Annotated in this window: 19 protein-coding genes; 14 read left to right on the forward strand and 5 right to left on the reverse strand. The window is 67.0% G+C overall.

All coding sequences use genetic code 11. From position 1 onward, the window contains the following. Positions 1-140 precede the first annotated feature (140 nt). The 6 genes from IU449_RS27745 to IU449_RS27770 all read left to right on the forward strand — a co-directional run bounded on the left by IU449_RS27745 (position 141) and on the right by IU449_RS27770 (position 4,013). A complete protein-coding gene (locus tag IU449_RS27745) occupies positions 141-347 on the forward strand; it encodes a hypothetical protein (protein WP_195005135.1) in 207 nt (68 codons plus the stop codon). A 229-nt stretch (positions 348-576) separates the two neighbouring features. Next, positions 577-1,116 carry a helix-turn-helix domain-containing protein gene (locus IU449_RS27750; protein ID WP_195005136.1) on the forward strand — a complete coding sequence of 180 codons (540 nt, stop codon included), beginning with the start codon at positions 577-579 and terminating at the stop codon, positions 1,114-1,116. Between the two features lie 12 nt (positions 1,117-1,128). After that, positions 1,129-1,704, forward strand: a complete 576-nt coding sequence (locus tag IU449_RS27755; protein ID WP_195005137.1) for a PIN domain-containing protein — start codon at positions 1,129-1,131, stop codon at positions 1,702-1,704. Between the two features lie 192 nt (positions 1,705-1,896). Continuing rightward, on the forward strand, positions 1,897-2,487 hold the full coding sequence (locus IU449_RS27760) for a recombinase family protein (RefSeq protein ID WP_195005138.1): 591 nt from the start codon (positions 1,897-1,899) through the stop codon (positions 2,485-2,487). Between the two features lie 408 nt (positions 2,488-2,895). Next, the gene (locus IU449_RS27765; RefSeq protein ID WP_195005139.1) at positions 2,896-3,450 is read left to right on the forward strand and encodes a hypothetical protein; all 555 of its coding nucleotides are present in this window, start codon (positions 2,896-2,898) and stop codon (positions 3,448-3,450) included. Positions 3,451-3,623: 173 nt separating this feature from the next. After that, a complete protein-coding gene (locus IU449_RS27770) occupies positions 3,624-4,013 on the forward strand; it encodes a hypothetical protein (protein WP_195005140.1) in 390 nt (129 codons plus the stop codon). 34 nt (positions 4,014-4,047) lie between these two features. Here IU449_RS27770 and IU449_RS27775 read toward each other — a convergent pair whose 3' ends face one another. Beyond that, on the reverse strand, positions 4,048-4,716 hold the full coding sequence (locus IU449_RS27775) for a hypothetical protein (protein WP_324188457.1): 669 nt from the start codon (positions 4,714-4,716) through the stop codon (positions 4,048-4,050). Positions 4,717-4,952: 236 nt separating this feature from the next. After that, positions 4,953-5,246 (reverse strand): hypothetical protein, encoded by a 294-nt coding sequence (locus IU449_RS27780; protein WP_195005141.1) that lies wholly within the window; start codon positions 5,244-5,246, stop codon positions 4,953-4,955. 139 nt (positions 5,247-5,385) lie between these two features. Here IU449_RS27780 and IU449_RS27785 point away from each other — a divergent pair, with 139 nt between their 5' ends. After that, positions 5,386-5,793, forward strand: a complete 408-nt coding sequence (locus tag IU449_RS27785; RefSeq protein ID WP_195005142.1) for a hypothetical protein — start codon at positions 5,386-5,388, stop codon at positions 5,791-5,793. A gap of 141 nt (positions 5,794-5,934) precedes the next feature. After that, positions 5,935-8,949, forward strand: coding sequence for a Tn3 family transposase (locus IU449_RS27790; protein WP_195005143.1), 3,015 nt, complete (start codon positions 5,935-5,937; stop codon positions 8,947-8,949). Positions 8,950-8,968: 19 nt separating this feature from the next. Here IU449_RS27790 and IU449_RS27795 read toward each other — a convergent pair whose 3' ends face one another. Beyond that, entirely contained in the window at positions 8,969-9,616 is a 648-nt protein-coding gene (locus tag IU449_RS27795) for a TetR/AcrR family transcriptional regulator (protein WP_195005144.1), read from the reverse strand. Positions 9,617-9,803: 187 nt separating this feature from the next. Here IU449_RS27795 and IU449_RS27800 point away from each other — a divergent pair, with 187 nt between their 5' ends. The 5 genes from IU449_RS27800 to IU449_RS29735 all read left to right on the forward strand — a co-directional run bounded on the left by IU449_RS27800 (position 9,804) and on the right by IU449_RS29735 (position 13,418). Then, positions 9,804-11,327 (forward strand): MFS transporter, encoded by a 1,524-nt coding sequence (locus IU449_RS27800; protein ID WP_228788098.1) that lies wholly within the window; start codon positions 9,804-9,806, stop codon positions 11,325-11,327. Beyond that, on the forward strand, positions 11,324-11,491 hold the full coding sequence (locus tag IU449_RS27805; RefSeq protein ID WP_011212401.1) for a hypothetical protein: 168 nt from the start codon (positions 11,324-11,326) through the stop codon (positions 11,489-11,491). Before IU449_RS27800 ends, IU449_RS27805 begins: the two co-directional genes overlap by 4 nt. Before the next feature lie 21 nt (positions 11,492-11,512). Beyond that, on the forward strand, positions 11,513-12,040 hold the full coding sequence (locus IU449_RS27810; RefSeq protein ID WP_011212402.1) for a PaaI family thioesterase: 528 nt from the start codon (positions 11,513-11,515) through the stop codon (positions 12,038-12,040). 139 nt (positions 12,041-12,179) lie between these two features. Continuing rightward, positions 12,180-12,797, forward strand: coding sequence for a recombinase family protein (locus tag IU449_RS27815; RefSeq protein WP_040801230.1), 618 nt, complete (start codon positions 12,180-12,182; stop codon positions 12,795-12,797). A gap of 144 nt (positions 12,798-12,941) precedes the next feature. Further along, the gene (locus tag IU449_RS29735; RefSeq protein WP_324188458.1) at positions 12,942-13,418 is read left to right on the forward strand and encodes an endonuclease domain-containing protein; all 477 of its coding nucleotides are present in this window, start codon (positions 12,942-12,944) and stop codon (positions 13,416-13,418) included. Here IU449_RS29735 and IU449_RS27825 read toward each other — a convergent pair whose 3' ends face one another. Both IU449_RS27825 and IU449_RS27830 read right to left on the reverse strand, forming a co-directional pair. Beyond that, positions 13,419-14,075, reverse strand: a complete 657-nt coding sequence (locus IU449_RS27825) for a hypothetical protein (protein ID WP_195005145.1) — start codon at positions 14,073-14,075, stop codon at positions 13,419-13,421. 17 nt (positions 14,076-14,092) lie between these two features. Next, positions 14,093-14,314 carry a hypothetical protein gene (locus IU449_RS27830; protein WP_195005146.1) on the reverse strand — a complete coding sequence of 74 codons (222 nt, stop codon included), beginning with the start codon at positions 14,312-14,314 and terminating at the stop codon, positions 14,093-14,095. A gap of 154 nt (positions 14,315-14,468) precedes the next feature. Between IU449_RS27830 and IU449_RS27835 the strand changes: the two genes are divergently transcribed. After that, positions 14,469-15,200, forward strand: coding sequence for an HNH endonuclease (locus tag IU449_RS27835; RefSeq protein ID WP_324188459.1), 732 nt, complete (start codon positions 14,469-14,471; stop codon positions 15,198-15,200). The last annotated feature ends 165 nt before the right edge of the window (positions 15,201-15,365 follow it).

The following is a 15,365-nucleotide window of genomic DNA, read 5'->3' on the forward strand; positions in this document are numbered from 1 at the left end:
CGACACCTTAGCAAGCACCGGGCACGTCACGTCCGCAATTCGCGGCGTGACCTGCGCGGGACAGTATGGGCTCCCGCATTGGAGGAATAGTGTTATCGAGCATGTGTTCGAAATCTGCGGATGGGTGACAAGGTCGGTTGGTGGCCGACGCGCATGGCCACGGGCTACCCGGCGAGGATCCGGCGGCGCGGTGGCTGTCCGGCACGGTGATTCGGGGGATCCGCGGCCGCGACGGCGCCGGTCCCGTCGTTGCGGTGCTGGTGGAGCGTGTCGGCGCCCTGGGTGGGTACGACGAGGCGCTGCGGCCCGAGTGCGGGCATCAGCCGGAGGTGATTGCACCCCGCTGAAGAGGTGGGCATCCGGGATCCGCGTTGGTGCATCTGCAGGCTGGCCAGGACCATAGTCGTCACCACGGCCCAGAGCTGTGAGACCCATAACCCCTGGTTGGTCGCGGTTCGGTCGCCCTGAGTGTGATATCGACATGTGATCAGTTCGGGCTCGACATCTGTATCCAAGACTGCCAAAATAATCGAACGTTCCGAAACATCTTTCGAAACGTTCGAATGAGGAGGTTTCGTGACTGCGCAAGCGTTGGAGGAAAGGACCTTCATCCCGGATGGGGACCGAGAGAGCCTCGCATCCGTATTCAGCTTCCTCGCTGCCCATGAACGACTCAGGGAGTCCGGCGCGAAGCCGAACCCCTGTTACGCGCTGGTCGGGATCGACGAGCACGACCGGATTGAGCTCCCGGCGGAAGTCCACCAGGCGCTGAAGCAGATCGTCGCCTCCCTGATGGCCGGCAAAGCGGTCACCGTCGCTCCACACAGCATGACCCTGACCTCGCAACAGGCAGCAGACCTCCTGGGAATCAGTCGGCCGACCGTGATCCGGCTGATTGACAAGCAGGAGCTGCCCGCCGAACGTGTAAGCACACGTCATCGGCTGCGCCTGGACGATGTCTTGACATACCGGGAAGCCCGGCGTCGGCGGCAGTATGACGCGCTGGCGGCGATGGAGGTCGACATCGACGCCGAAGAAAACCCAGAGAAGGTGCGCGAGCAGTTGCGTGAAGTCCGCCATCTCGTTGCCGAGCGACGCCGAAAGGCCAAGGGCTGAAATAATCCCGGCATGTTCGCCGCTGTCTTGGATACCTGTGTCCTGTGGCCCAGCCTCCAGCGTGATTTTCTGCTGTCGCTGGCGATAGAGGGTCTATATCGACCGCTATGGTCGGACGCGATCCTCGATGAGCTGGAGACCCACGAGGCCCTCAAGCTCGCCCAGCGGCATGGGATCGACCTGGGGGAGGCCTCAGAGCGAGCTAAGCGGCTCATCTCGCAGATGCAGGGTGCATTCGACGACGCCCTCGTGGAAGGCTGGGAACCCCACGAGGGCACCTTCGGTCTGCAGGATCCCGACGACGAACATGTCATCGCCGCTGCGCTCGTCGGTGGTGCCGGGGCCATCGTGACCGACAACGTGAAGCATTTCCCCCAATCTGCGGTGCCGAACCACATTCAGGTCATCAAACCCGCACAATTCGCGGCCGATACCGTGGCCGTATCACCCGAGACCGCTCTCCGGGCAGTCGAGGCCATCGTGTGCCGACGCCAAAGCCCGCCGACGACAGTCGCCCAGGTGATGGACTCCCTCATCCGGTTGTATGGAATGGACGAAGCCGTAGATCTGCTCCGAACCGCCCGATAGGCCAGAAGTGATACCTGCCGCCTGTCCAGGCCCGAGCACCGTCGTTCGTAAATCGGTCGATTTCCGAACATCCGGCCGTGAGCGGGCGTCGATGACGCACCCGCAGGACCGGATGTTCGGAAACCCGTTCGGAAACAGGTACTCTCACACCCGGTTCTCGAACACGTTTCCCGAACGGGCGGAGGGGTTGTCATGGCGTTGGTCGGTCTGGTCCGGGTGAGCACGAGCAGACAGGAGACCGCACGCCAGCACGACGACCTGGATCCGATCTGCGTGAAGGTGTTCGAGGAGAAGGTCAGCGGCAAACTCAAACTCGCCGAACGGCCGGGCCTGCAGGCCGCGCTCGACTACATGCGGCCGGGTGACATGCTCACCGTGCAGGAAGCCGACCGGCTCGGCCGCAACCTGCTCGAAGGCCTGCTCGTGCTCAACGACCTGTTCCAGCAAGGCGTCGCCGTGAAGATCCTGCACGGGATCGCCGCCGGCGAGCACACCGAACGCAGCCTCATCCTGGACCTGGCCCTCGCGCTTGCGGAGGACCGGCGCCGCGACATCGCCCGCAAGACCCGCGACGGCCTCGACGCCGCCGCACGCCGCGGCCGCAAAGGCGGCCGTCCCACCGTCATCGACGACGACAAGCGCCGCGCCATCCTGGCCCGCCGTGCCGAAGGCCAATCCCTGCGCGAGATCGCGCGCGGAGTCGGGATCAGCCTGGCCGTCATACATGGTGAAGTGAAAGCCGCTGAGGCCGCGACCATAGTGCCGGTGCACGACCTCACCTGAGCCGGAACAGCACTCGGCACGGCTCGGCGTCGCACCACCGCGCGGCCCCGGGGTGGTGCTCATCGTGATGCCGACCCACCGCCTCGGCCAACGCCCGCAAATGGTCTCGCAGCCTGTTCCGTTCGGCCAGCACTCGATGCCACTGCTGACCGATGTCCTCGTACATCAACGACCTCCCACCACCGTGGTCGCCCCCGCGAGGGCGACATTCCCGACCCTCCGTTCTGGAGCGGCCCGGCGCCTGCTGGCACCCAATACCTATGTTGAACTGCGGTTTTGAGTGCTATTCAAAGAAAGTCGCGTCGTGATTCTGGGCGGATCACGTGTAGTCGAACCGAGTTGAAGACGTGTTTTTGGTAGTCAAAGAATGTCGTCCGTAGCCTTATCTGGTCGAGAAGGAGACGACCTGTGCCACCACGTCTGTACAGACCGACCGAGGTGCCCGAGAACCACGATCAGTTCATCGACATGCTGTGGCGCTTCTTCATCGCGGCCGACGAGCCGCCCATGAGGAAGATCGCCCAAGTCATCAACGAACTGCCCGAGGATCAACAGAAGGGCTCGGCCAACCACGAGACCGTCCGGCGCACATTGCTGGCGCTCACACTTCCGCAGTGGGAGACCGTGGAGGTGATCTTCTTGGCGCTGTGTCAGATCGCCGACGTAGATCCCGATGACGTCGAGCCCGACGAAGACAACTACCGCGGCCGCGACTGGGAACCGCCCCGGTCTCACCGCGACGAGCTCCACCGACGACACCGCCTCGCCCGGAGCGGATGGTTGCCCCCGATGCCACGAACCCGAACTGAGAAGGCCCGCCAGGAAGCAAAGGAGGCGGCAGAAGCAGCTGCAGCGTTCGGGCGCTCGCGAAAGTCCACGGTGGACGACGACCCTTGGGGTACCGCACCCGCGACTGGAAGCTTCGGTGCAGGCCGCGGCGTCGACGAGGAGCCTCCGTTCTAGCCGGTGATCACCAGGGTCGGTTCACCGGCTCCCGGGACCGTCCGGCAGCTGGCAGGACCGGCCCCAGCGCGTCGAGGAGTTCGACCACCACGCCCCGCAGGATCCGCACTGCCCGCCGAGTGCATCACTGACGATCGCGATCTCGTGCACCCCTCTCACGTAGCTTCCGCGTCATGACAATCTGGGAGACGATCTTCGCTTCGATCACCGCCACTACCACCGCGGCCGCGGTGATGGGCTCGACCAAATCCCTCGCCCCCAGGGTGAAGCGAGGGTGGACGCAACGGCGGCTGGACCGCTCGGCAACGATGACCGCCCGCCGCGAAGCGCGTGAGCGCGAGGCCGAAGAGCGCGCCATGCGGGAGAAGATTGCGGCGGCGGAGGAGCAGGGGAAAGCAGTCGCTCTCTACGTTACCGATGATCATCCGAGAGCCAGGGTCTTCAGCGACGGCAGCTGCTCCTACCACTTCTGCGGGGACCACGAGGGCTATCGGGCAGCGCTGCAGAGCGGGCAGTACGACCCGCGCAGGACCTACCCCGGATTTCCGCCCCCGGTTACGTAGTTGTAGCCGTGCCGGAGGACCGGCGCTGTCGAGGTCAGGGCCGGTTGGCGAGTACAGCCGGTATCCGTGATGTGGCGTCGACCCAGGCTGCGGCGGCCGGGTCGATCCAGCCAAGGACCTGCAACAGTTCGCTGAGGCGCACGGCGTGGTCGACGGCATGGATCGGTTCGTGGTGGGCGACTCTGTTGCGCAGCTCGTGCAGGTCGACGATCGGGTCGTAGACCGCGATCCGTTTCCTGGGCCGCAGATGCGGGAAGGCGTGCCGGTACGCCTGCGCCCATAGGGTGCCCTGGAAGGTATTGGCCAGCGTGTAGCGCCAGAATCCGAAGGTGAGCTCGGCGACGACCTTGCCGTGGACCTCGGAGATGGAGTAGTTCAGGGTCGCCCGCTCGCGTGCCTTGCGGACCGACTGCGCCAGCCGGGACTTGGTGCCCCACGGCATCTTCGGGTCGGCATACCAGTCACCGTTGCCGTTGAGGACCCGCTGGTGGTAGCTGATCAACTGGGCGTCGAGAGCGTTGCGCAGCACGATCTCGAACGAACCGAGCGTTTCGTGCCACGCCCCGGAGGCGAGCTGGTTCCACTCGTACAGCCGCTCACCCGCCGCGTCGGATCCGGCGACCTGGGCGTAGCGGTCGAACCGGCCGGCAGACAGGAATCGCCGCAGATCGGCGGCCGACCATCGGGCGGGAATTGTCGTCACGATCGCCGAGGCTATACTGGGAGGCAGAAAACCCCGGAACGATCCATACCGGCCGCCTCGGCGGTCAGGCACATCGCCGGGGTTCCTTTCTGTTCAGGGACGGATGCAGGGGGAGAACTCCCTCCGGGGAGCATGCGAGTAGGTGCTGCGTGCGGCTCCGCCGCGCGGGAAGAGAAGATCACGCGGACACGGCTGGTCCTGTTCCGTGGCGGACCGTGGCCGCACGCTGTCGCCGTTCAGAAGCCGAAGAGGGCGTTGCGTTCGTCCTCGGTGAGGTTGGCCAGGCCCGCAGCGGCCCAGGGCTGGTTGCGGTAGTCGATCCATTCGCCAGCGCGGGTCTCGCGCAGCATCGCTTCGCGCCACCGGGCCTTCTCCGCCTCGGGAAGGTTCGCCGCTTCCAGTTCGCGTACTTTGTTCGCGCGGCAGGTGATTGCCCACGCGATCTGCTTGGGGGTACCGGTGAGGTCGGGCCAGCCCGCCGCCTTCGCGGATCCGGCGTTGGCGTCGTTCACCGAGACGTAGTCGCTCATGGGTACAGGATGCGATCGGGTACCGACTTCGCGCCTTGCGGAGCCGCTGACGGTCTCGTGCGGCGCCCGTGGATAACGAGATGGGCAGTTGCCCACGGAGGCGGCGCTTTTGGTCGGACCCTCGTGTCATTCTCGTCTGATGGGGGACCGGATGCCGGAGGTCCGTATTCAGGGCGGGCGGGTGATCACCGCGCCGGGGGTGGCGTTGGTGTGGTTGCCTGTCGACGGGCAGGTCGTCGCGAAGATCCCTCCTCAGAGAGGGAATCGGCGCTGGCTGCACGAGTCGGTGAACATCCGCTCCCCGCAGCTGGAAAGCGATCGGTGGCTCCTGCCCCGCAGCTGCTTGAACCGGCTGGTGACCGCCGCGGTCGACCGCTACGGCCATGTCGTGCTGGTGCGGGACATGCAGAAGCTGTCTCGCTGCACCACGGCCTGCCTGGAGGCGGTCGGATCGGAGTGCGAGTGCGCGTGCCTGGGGCTGTCCCACGGATCGACCAACGCCGACGGCTGGGTCGCGACGATCGGCGACGTCGTGTACTCGGGGTAGCCGTAGCATCCGCCGAAAATCAGGCGGATATGGCGTAGCCGCCTGGTAGGCATCGGGTTTCGGGTTCGGCATGCGCTGTCGGCTGGTTGGTGCTTGGCTGCCGGTGATGGTGTTGGTCGGCGCTGGTGGAGGCTGGGGTTCGTGGCGACGCGGATGTTCGCGGACGAGGAATTGGAACGTCTGCGGGGATTCCCGGAGATCAGCCGCGAGGAGCTGTTTCGATACTTCACGCTCACGTCGGCGGATCTGGCGTTCGTGGATCCGGGCCGCGGCCGGGGACCGGCCGAACGGCTGGGCTTGGCGATCGCGTTGTGTACGCTGCCGTGGCTGGGATTCGTGCCGGATCGGCTGGTCACGGCCCCACCGGTGGCGGTGGCCCGCCTCGCCGAGCAGCTGCGGGTCGACCCGGTGGTGATCGGTGCCTATGGCAGGCGAGCCAAGACCCGCACCGAGCATGTGCGCCTGGCCGCCCAATACCTGGGATGGCGTGCGGCCGGTGCGCTGGAGTTCAAGGAGCTCGACGAGTTCCTGCTCGCGCGGGCGATGGAGCACGATTCCCCGACTCTGTTGTTCCGGCTGGCGTGTGAGTATCTGATCTCGGCGAAGGTGATCCGGCCGGGCCCTGTCACCGTGGTGGAGCGGGTCGCCCACGCCCGGCACCAGGCCCAGACCGAAACCTATGACCGGCTCGCTCACGAGTTCACTGCGGCGCGGTGTGCGGAGTTGGACGGCTTGCTGGTCACGGACGCGTCGCTGGGGATCTCGCGGTTGCGGTGGCTGTCGACCGGGCCGGTGGAGGCGTCGGCGGCTGCGGTCCGCGCCGAGGTCGACAAGCTGGGGTTTCTGCGGGGTTTGGGTGCTGATCGGCTGGATCTGTCGGTGCTGCCCGCCGAGCGGCGCCGGTTCTTGGCCACGATGGGCCGGCGTCTGAGTCCGCAAGCCCTGGAGCGTCGGGATCCGCAGCGCCGGTATCCGATCCTGCTCACGGTGCTGGCCCAGTCGGGCACCGATGTGCTCGATGAGGTCGTGGCGTTGTTCGATCAGGCGATCTCGGCGAAGTTCGGTGCCGCCGAACGGAAGATGCAGCAGCAGCTGGCCGAGCGCGGCAAGACCGGCGAGGACCGCCAGGCGCTGCTGGACGATCTCTTGGAAATCGTCACCGACCCGACGGTGGCTGATGAGGAGATCGGCGCGCTGATCCGCGGCGAGAAGATCGGGTGGGAACGCCTGCGCGCGGCGATCGCCCAGGCCAAACCCAGGTTGCCGCGTGATCACGGGCATCTGGCAGCGCTGGATTCCTCCTACAACTACCTGCGCCAGTTCACCCCCGCAGTGCTTGAAGCGGTGCGCTTCGCCGGCGGCACCGCCGCTACCGAGCTGCTGATCGCGGTGAACATGCTGCGCGAGCTGAACGCGACCGGGCGGCGCAAGGTCTTCGACGACGCCCCGACCGGGTTCGTGCCGACGAAATGGCGCGGCTACCTCGACGAGGCCCGAAAGACCGGTAGCGCCACCGCGTACCGGCACTACTGGGAATTGTGCGTACTGCTCGGACTGCGCGACGGGCTGCGCAGCGGGGATGTGTTCGTGCCCGGCTCGCGCCGCTACGCCGACCCGGCCGCCTACCTGATCACCACCGGGCAGTGGGAACCGCAACGCGGCGAGTTCTGCCGCCTGGTCGGGCGATCCGCCGATCCCGGCGTCGCGCTGGCCGCCGTGGTCGCCGAACTGCACGACGCGGTCGGCGAGCTGGAGGCGGTGCTGGCCGGCGGGGACGGCCCGGTCAGGGTGGACGAAGGCGGGGATCTGGTGATCTCGCCACTGACCGCGGAAGATGTTCCCGCCGAGGCGATCGCGCTCAAGGCCGAGCTGACCGAGATGCTGCCGTTCGCGCCGATCGTTTCCTTGTTGATCGAGCTGGACAAACGCACCGGCTACCTGGACTGCTTCACCCACGCCGGCGGCCAGGCCACCCGCACACCGGAGTTGAAACGCAACCTGATCGCCGTGCTGCTGGCGCACTCGACGAACCTGGGGTTGACCCGGATGGCCGAGGCATGCGGGATCACCTACGACATCCTGACCTGGACCGACGAGTGGTATGTGCGCGAGGAGACCCTGCGCGCGGCCAACCTCACGCTGATCGACTACCACCAGCGGCTACCGCTGACCCTGGTGTTCGGTGCCGGAACGCTGTCGTCGAGCGACGGGCAGCGATTCCCGACGCGCGGGAAATCAACCACGGCCAGGCCGTTGAGCCGGTATTTCGCCAGCGAGGGCCTGTCGACCTACACCCATGTCACCGATCAGCATGCCACCTACGGCACCAAGGTGATCGTGGCGACCAAACGCGAAGCCCACTACGTGCTCGATGAGATCCTGGGCAACGCCGCGGATCTGCCGATCACCGAGCACGCCACCGACACCCACGGGGTCACCCTGGTCAACTTCGGGTTGTTCGACCTGCTCGGGATGCAGCTCTCGCCACGGATCCGGGACCTGGGCCGGATCACCCTGTACCGGCCGGGCCCGCGCGCGCAGGCCGAGGCCCGGTTCCCGCATGCGGGCCCGCTGATGACCCGCAAGGCCAACCTGGGTTTGATCGCCGAGCACTGGGACGGTCTGCTGCGGTTGGCCGGATCGCTGAAGTTCGGGCACGCCACCGCGTCGCTGCTGGTCGGCAAGCTGTCGGCGTCGGGGCGGCAGAACACTCTGGCCGCGGCGCTCAAGGAGTACGGGGCGCTGCGGCGCACCATCTACGCCGCGAGGTACCTCTCCGATCCGGACTATCGGCGCAAGATCTCGCGGCAGCTCAACAAGGGCGAGTCGCTGCACGCGCTGCGCCGCGACCTGCTCTATGCCCACGAGGGGATGATCCGGGCGCGCCATCTCGAGGACCAGACCGAGCAAGCCTGGTGCCTGACCTTGGCGACCAACGCTGTGATCGCCTGGACCACAGAGTATTACGGGCTCGCTGTCGATCAGATGCGCCGCGCCGGGCAGCGTATCGATGACGAGGTCCTGGCCCATATTTCCCCAGCGCACAGTGCCAACATCAACTTCTTCGGCGCGATCGAGGTCGACATCGACGCCGAGCTGGCCCAGCTGGGCCCGACCGGGTACCGGCCGCTGCGGGTGCGTGACACCTTGTTCTGACTGCGCGGCCGATCTGTGGTTACGGCCTGCCGGTGCCGGTCGGGCTGGTTGATGCGGTGGCTGTTGAGTGAGCGGTGAGGAAGTTGTCGACGAGCCGGGCGCAGTCGTTGTGGTCGATGGTGCGTAGTCCGGTGAGGCGGGCGAACACGATCGGGCCGAGGAGTTCGATGATGGCGAAGGTGGTGTCGAGTTCGCCGAGTGTGGCGCGGGCGTCGGGGCTGGTGAGGATCTGGTCGAACGGTCGGCGGTATTGCTCGATGACGCGGGCGCGTAGTGAGGTGAGCGCGGCCGGGTCGGTGTGGTTGTCGTCGATGGATCCCATGGCCAGCCAGGCCAGGGTGGTCATCTGTACCGGGGCCTGTTCGATGAGGTCGGCTTGGGTGGTGAGCAGCGTGAGGAGCTGCTCGCGTACCGGGGTGGTGCCGGTGGGGGCGTCGACGTGGGGGAGCAGCCGTTCGAAGGTCGCCGCGAGCAGATGGGTGGTGCTGCCGAAGTGCCGGTAGAGGGTGGCGCGCGCGACTTTCGATACGCGGGTGACCGCTTCGACGGTGACCGCCTCGACACCGCCGGTGGACAGCAGATGGGTGGCCGCGTCGAGCAACCGGTTGCGTGAGCGTGCCAGCCGCGGATCGGCCTGCTCGTCGTCCGCGGGGTGCGGGTCGGTCATGGACGCGTGTTCCTCCGGTTCGTGCCGTGCGGCTGTGGGTGTGAGTGGACTCTATCCCACACCCCGACCCCTATGATACGAATGGTCTCGCACAGAGACTATCGGTCTCTAAAGTCGGGAGGTGCCGGTGGACACGCCTGGGACGGACACTGTCGAGATCGCCCGGTGGACCCGGGCCGAGTGGTGGATGCTGACGGTGTCGTGCCTGGCGGTGGCGCTGGTGGTCGCGGCGATGGCGGCGTTGTATTCGGCGTTGCCGCAGATCGCGGTCGCGACCGGGGCCACCCAAGCTCAGCTGACCTGGATCGTCGACGGCTACACACTGGTGCTGGCGTGTCTGGTGCTGCCCGCCGGCGCCGTCGGTGACCGTTACGGGCGCCGTGTGGTGCTGGTGGCGGGGTTGGTGGTGTTCGCCGCCGCCTCGGCGCTGCCGCTGCTGCTGGACGAGCCGGTGTGGCTGATCGCGACGCGCGCGCTGGCCGGGGCGGGCGCGGCGCTGGTGATGCCCTCGACGCTGTCGATCCTGACCGCGGGGTTCGCCCCTGTTCATCGCGGCCGGGCGGTCGGGATATGGGCCGGGGTCGCCGGATCCGGGGCGGTGCTGGGGATCCTCGGTGCCGGGGTGCTGCTCGAACGATGGTCGTGGCCCTCGGTGTTCGTCGGGTTGACCGTGGCCGGGACGGTGCTGGCGGTGCTGGCGTGCACCATCGCCGAATCCCGCCACCGTGAGCATCCGCCGGTGGACTGGGTCGGCGCGGGCACGGTGGCGGTCGCGGTCGCCGCGATCGTGTTCGCCGCGATCGAGGTCCCCGCACGCGGCTGGGCCGACCCGCTCGTCGCCGCCGCGGCCGGGATCGGTGTGGCCGCGGCGGTGGCGTTCGTGGTCGTCGAACTGCGCAGCGCGGCGCCGCTGCTGGACGTGCGGTTGTTCACCCGCCGCGGTTTCGGTGCCGGGTCGCTGTCGGTGACCATCCAGTTCCTGGTCACCTTCGGAGTGTTCCTGCTGCTGGTGCAGTACCTGCAGCTGATCTTCGGTTACGGGCCGCTGGCCTCGGCGCTGGCACTGGCGCCGATGGTGGTGCCGCTGGTCGCGATCTCGGTGATCGCGCCGTGGCTGTCGAGCCTGGTCGGATTACGGGTGATGACCGTGACCGGCCTGCTCACCATCGCCGCCGGGCTGGTGCTGGTGAGCCGGTTGACCCTCGCCGCAAACTATCCCGACCTGCTGTGGCCGCTGCTGATCATGAGCGCGGGCCTGGGATTGTGCACCGCCCCGGCGACCTATGCCATCGTCGCCGACACCCCCGAGGCCAAACACGGGGTCGCCGCCGCGGTCAACGACGCCGCCCGCGAGATCGGTGCCGCGATCGGGATCGCCGTGGCCGGCAGTGTCCTCGCCGCCGGCTACACCCACCGCATCCAGCCCGCCTTGGCCCGGCTACCCGAGCCCGCCCGCGGCCCGGTCGCCGATTCCCTGGCCGCCGCCCTGCAAGTCGCCGACCAGGCCGGACCGGTGGCCGCGCCGCTGGCCGAGTTCGCTCAAGCCGCGTTCGTGCACGGCAGCGGCCAGGCCGCGCTCGCACTGGCCGCCCTCACCACCGCCACAGCGATCGTGCTGGCCGTCCTGGCCCCCGGCCGCACACCGCGCCCGCACACCAGGACGCCCTCACCGGCACCGCACTCCCCTCCTGGTGAAAGACGCCCGTCATGATGGGCTACCGCACGAGCATCGTCGGCACCGACGGATCCGGCCCTGCCCGTACTGCGCCAGTTGGCTGTCACCACCGCCGGTCACCGCTGCTGGCCCGGCTGCTGTCCACCCCACCGATCGAGCTCGACGGCAAAGCCCACTGCGACATCCTCATCACCGCCTAAACACACTCACAGAAAGCGCCCATGACCGAGAACACACCCAGCACTGACACACCCGAGCCCCGGCAGGTCCCGGACTGGATCCCCGCCTTCCCCGTGCTCGCACCCGACTCCGTCGACCTGCCGCCCCACCACGACCACTGCCTGGGCTGCGGACCGGCCAATCCCCACGGCCACCGGCTACGCGCCCGACGCGACGCACACGGCGTCTACGCCCACCACCGCTTCGACTCCCGCCACGTCGGCGCCCCAGCGATCGCCCACGGCGGCGCGGTCGCCACCGTCCTCGACGAACTGTTCGGACTCCTGCTCTACACCGTCGGGGAACCCGCCGTCACCCGCCACCTCGCCATCGACTACCTCGCCCCGATCCTGCTCGACACCCCCTACACCCTCCGCGCCCACATCCACTCCCGCGACGGCCGCAAACTCCACCTGAAAGCCACCATCGAAAACGACCGCGCCCACGTGGTCACCACCGCCACCGCCCTGTTCCTCATCGTCGACGTCAACCACTTCCTCACCCCACAACACACCCCCACACACCGATAACACCCCCCTGACCTGTTCCGTAACCCGATCCGTAACCGGAACACCACGCAGAACGAACATCGGCCCAGCACACCGGTGTTCCGTAGAGGTGTTCCGCAAACTGTGCCGGTCAACCCCCGCCATCTGGAACACTTTCGGCATGGGTGAGCCGTTCCGCATCGGATACTGCCGCTGCTCCACCGACGAACAAGACGTCGAGATCCAAACCGAACAACTACTGGCGCTCGGAGTGCCGCGCGAGCGGATCTTCATCGACAAAGGGTTCTCCGGGACCACCCGCAAGAACCGGGCCGGCCTGGACAACGCACTCGCCGCCGCCACCTCCGCCGCAGCGGCCATCGACGAGCGACAGGTAGTGCTGACCACGACGAAGTTCGACCGATTCGCACGCAACATGGCCGAAGCAGGCCAGACCCTGACCGAACTGCGCGAGCGCGATGTGCTGTTCGGACTCGGGAGCTCGATCTACGACTGGGCAGACCCGTTCGGCAAGCTGTTCCTGCAAACCCTCGCCATGGTCGCCGAATTCGAAGCCAACCTCAACCACCTACGCACCCGCGAGGGCATGGCCAAAGCCCGCGCAAAAGGCAGACTCAAAGGCAAACAGCCGAAACTACCTCTCACGGCACGGAAAACAATCCACCGCCGCTACCACGACCCCGCCGACGACGCGAGCCTCGCTGACCTCGCCGAGGAATACAGCGTCGGCCGCTCCACCATCCACCGCATCGTCAGCAATGCTCCACCACGAGCCTGAGAATTCACCAGCCTGTCGTAAAGACCCCGCTACTTCGCACTTCCTGACAACCCTTGGGTTGCGGGCCCTTACGTCCCACACGAGTCCTGACCCGAATCGGATCGTCGGCGAGCTGGGCGGATACGCCGCGCCCACCAGGAGCCGGTGGCGAGACAGACGATCGTTTCAACCCAACAGGCCGAGCGGATCATCGACCAGACACAACGCCATATCCGCCCGATTTTCGGCAAATGCTACGGCTACCCCTACTCCAACCTGGGTGAATACACCCGCTCCGCCGTGGTGCACGGGCCCCGAGGCAGCGACCTCGACGCCGTGATCTACCGTGGCGAACTCACCGGATACCGCTACCGCGCAGACCGCGCCGGGCGCCGCAACGAGGGCTGGCCGCACCCCTACGAGTTCATGTGCGCCGCCTGCTTGAGCACCCGCGCAGAGGTGTGGGATCACTGCCACACCCACCGCTACGTCCGCGCCCCGCTGTGCAGGCCGTGCAACACCCGCCACTGGACGGGATGGAACCCCCAGCACGGGCGGGCGGCGGTGAGCCGCAACCTCGACCCCACCTACTACCGGTGGTGCCCGGACTACGACGCCGACGAGAACTCGTGCACCGCGTAGTCAGACGCCGGAGGCCTGCCGCCCCTGCTCGGTGCGGGTCGGCGTCGTTGCTGCACTGGGAGCGGGATCGAGAACAACGGCAGCGGCCGAGTCGAACCGGTGCGAGTTCTGGGCCGTGCGGACGATGACCACGCCGGGCTCGTGAGTGATCGACTCGATCGGCTGGCCGTCTAGCAAGCGGCCCAGGTCGCTCGCCCCAAGCCCGGAGACCTTCTTCGGGCGTTTGGTCGCCACTCGCGGGATGACGTCGGGGGCGCAGGTCATGCACAGCTTCAACGTCGACCGCGCAACTCCGTCCCGGGTGTGGAGCCGCTCCACGGTGAAGTCGAATCCGTCCACTCGGTCATAGAGAATGTCGCCGTAGCGCGCCTCGATGACATCGGGGTCGTCCGACTCGGTGACCCACCGCCAGGACGTCGTGGGCTGGAGAGTGGCGCGCACGGTGGGGCAGTCCACGGTGTGGATCTTGTTGTGGACGTAGAAGCAGCGACCAGCCCGGATCGCAGCGTTGATGCGGTCTTCCTCCTTCTGCAACGCGCCCTGGATCACCCGGACGGCCTCGGCGATCGGAATCTGCTGGTCGGGCTCGTGCGCGCAGGCGTGCTGGGCTCTGTAGGCGATGCAGCCGGCTGCGCGGCCGGATTCTGCTCTGCTCATGCCGACAGCTCCTGTGCTCAGGATTCTGCGGTGGCCGGAGCTGGGGCCGGGGTGGTGGGAGCCTTCAGGGAGTCGCTGTCGAAGAAGAGACCGTCGAGGGTGTCGGTGTAGTTCTCCAGCGCGCGCACCTCGATCTCGGTTTCGGCGGTGGCGCCGAGGTCGCGGGCGGTCTTGACGAACAGTTCGAGTTCCCCCAAAGCGATCGTGCCGGTCAGGAACAGCGGAAGGTTGATCTGCATCGGTACACCCTAGGCCAGCGCACGTGCGCGGATGTCAGCGTTGTCCGGGCCTTTACCCGCCTGGGCCTGCGCTCTCGAACATGGGCGCGCTGAACACCTTTCGTGTCGGTGGTGTCGAGTATGCTCTCGCTCTTCCAGAGCAGGGGAGTCAGAGGTGGCGGTCAGTAAGCGGGTTCGTTTCGAGGTGCTGCGCCGTGACGAGCACAGGTGCCGGTATTGCGGAGCACGAGCGCCCGAGGTGGAGCTCACCGTCGACCACGTGGTGCCAACCGCTCTCGGCGGAACTGACCATCCGAGCAATCTGGTCGCGGCCTGCTGGGACTGCAACAGCGGAAAGACCTCGACGGTTCCCGACGCTCCGCTTGTCGCCGAGGTGGACGCCTCGGCTGTGGCGTGGTCGCGAGCTATGGCTGTGGCCGCTCAGGAGCGTGCCGCGGCCTACACGCAGGACCGCCAGCTCGCCGACGATTTCCGTGACATGTGGGAAGACTGGACCTGGACCGACTTCAAAGGCACGGAACATACCTTCGAACTGCCCGCCAACTTCGGCGAGTCGGTGCGCTCGATCCTCGCGGCTGGGCTGACGATGACCGACCTCGAAGAGCTGATGAGCGTCGCGATGACCACTCCCAAAGTGAAGGACAGGTTCCGCTATTTCTGCGGCTGTTGCTGGACCCGGGTGACGCAGGCCCAGGAACGCGCCCGCGAGATCCTGGCTGCGCAACAACCGCCGGAACCAGAGGTCCTCCCACCGCCTGTCGAGCGTGAGCGGGAGGGCGGGATGTTCCGGATCGCTGAAGTCCTCGAACAAGAACTCGATGAACTACAGCAGCTACGGAATCAGCATGCCGCTCAAGACCAAGCATCGAACAGCCACCAGGCCTGAACGACTCACAGAGGGGACAGAGCCGTCACCTGGGCCCAAGAAGCAGCGACTCAGGTGATGGACCCGACGGAGTCGCGGCGGCGGGAAACGCTCTCCGGCAGGAAAATCCGGTCCGGGATACAGATCAGCCCAGGGGTTCGCGCGCCCTGGGCTGATCTGTGTCAC

The sequence above is a fragment of the Nocardia higoensis genome (genome assembly GCF_015477835.1).
Lineage (GTDB): Bacteria > Actinomycetota > Actinomycetes > Mycobacteriales > Mycobacteriaceae > Nocardia > Nocardia higoensis_A.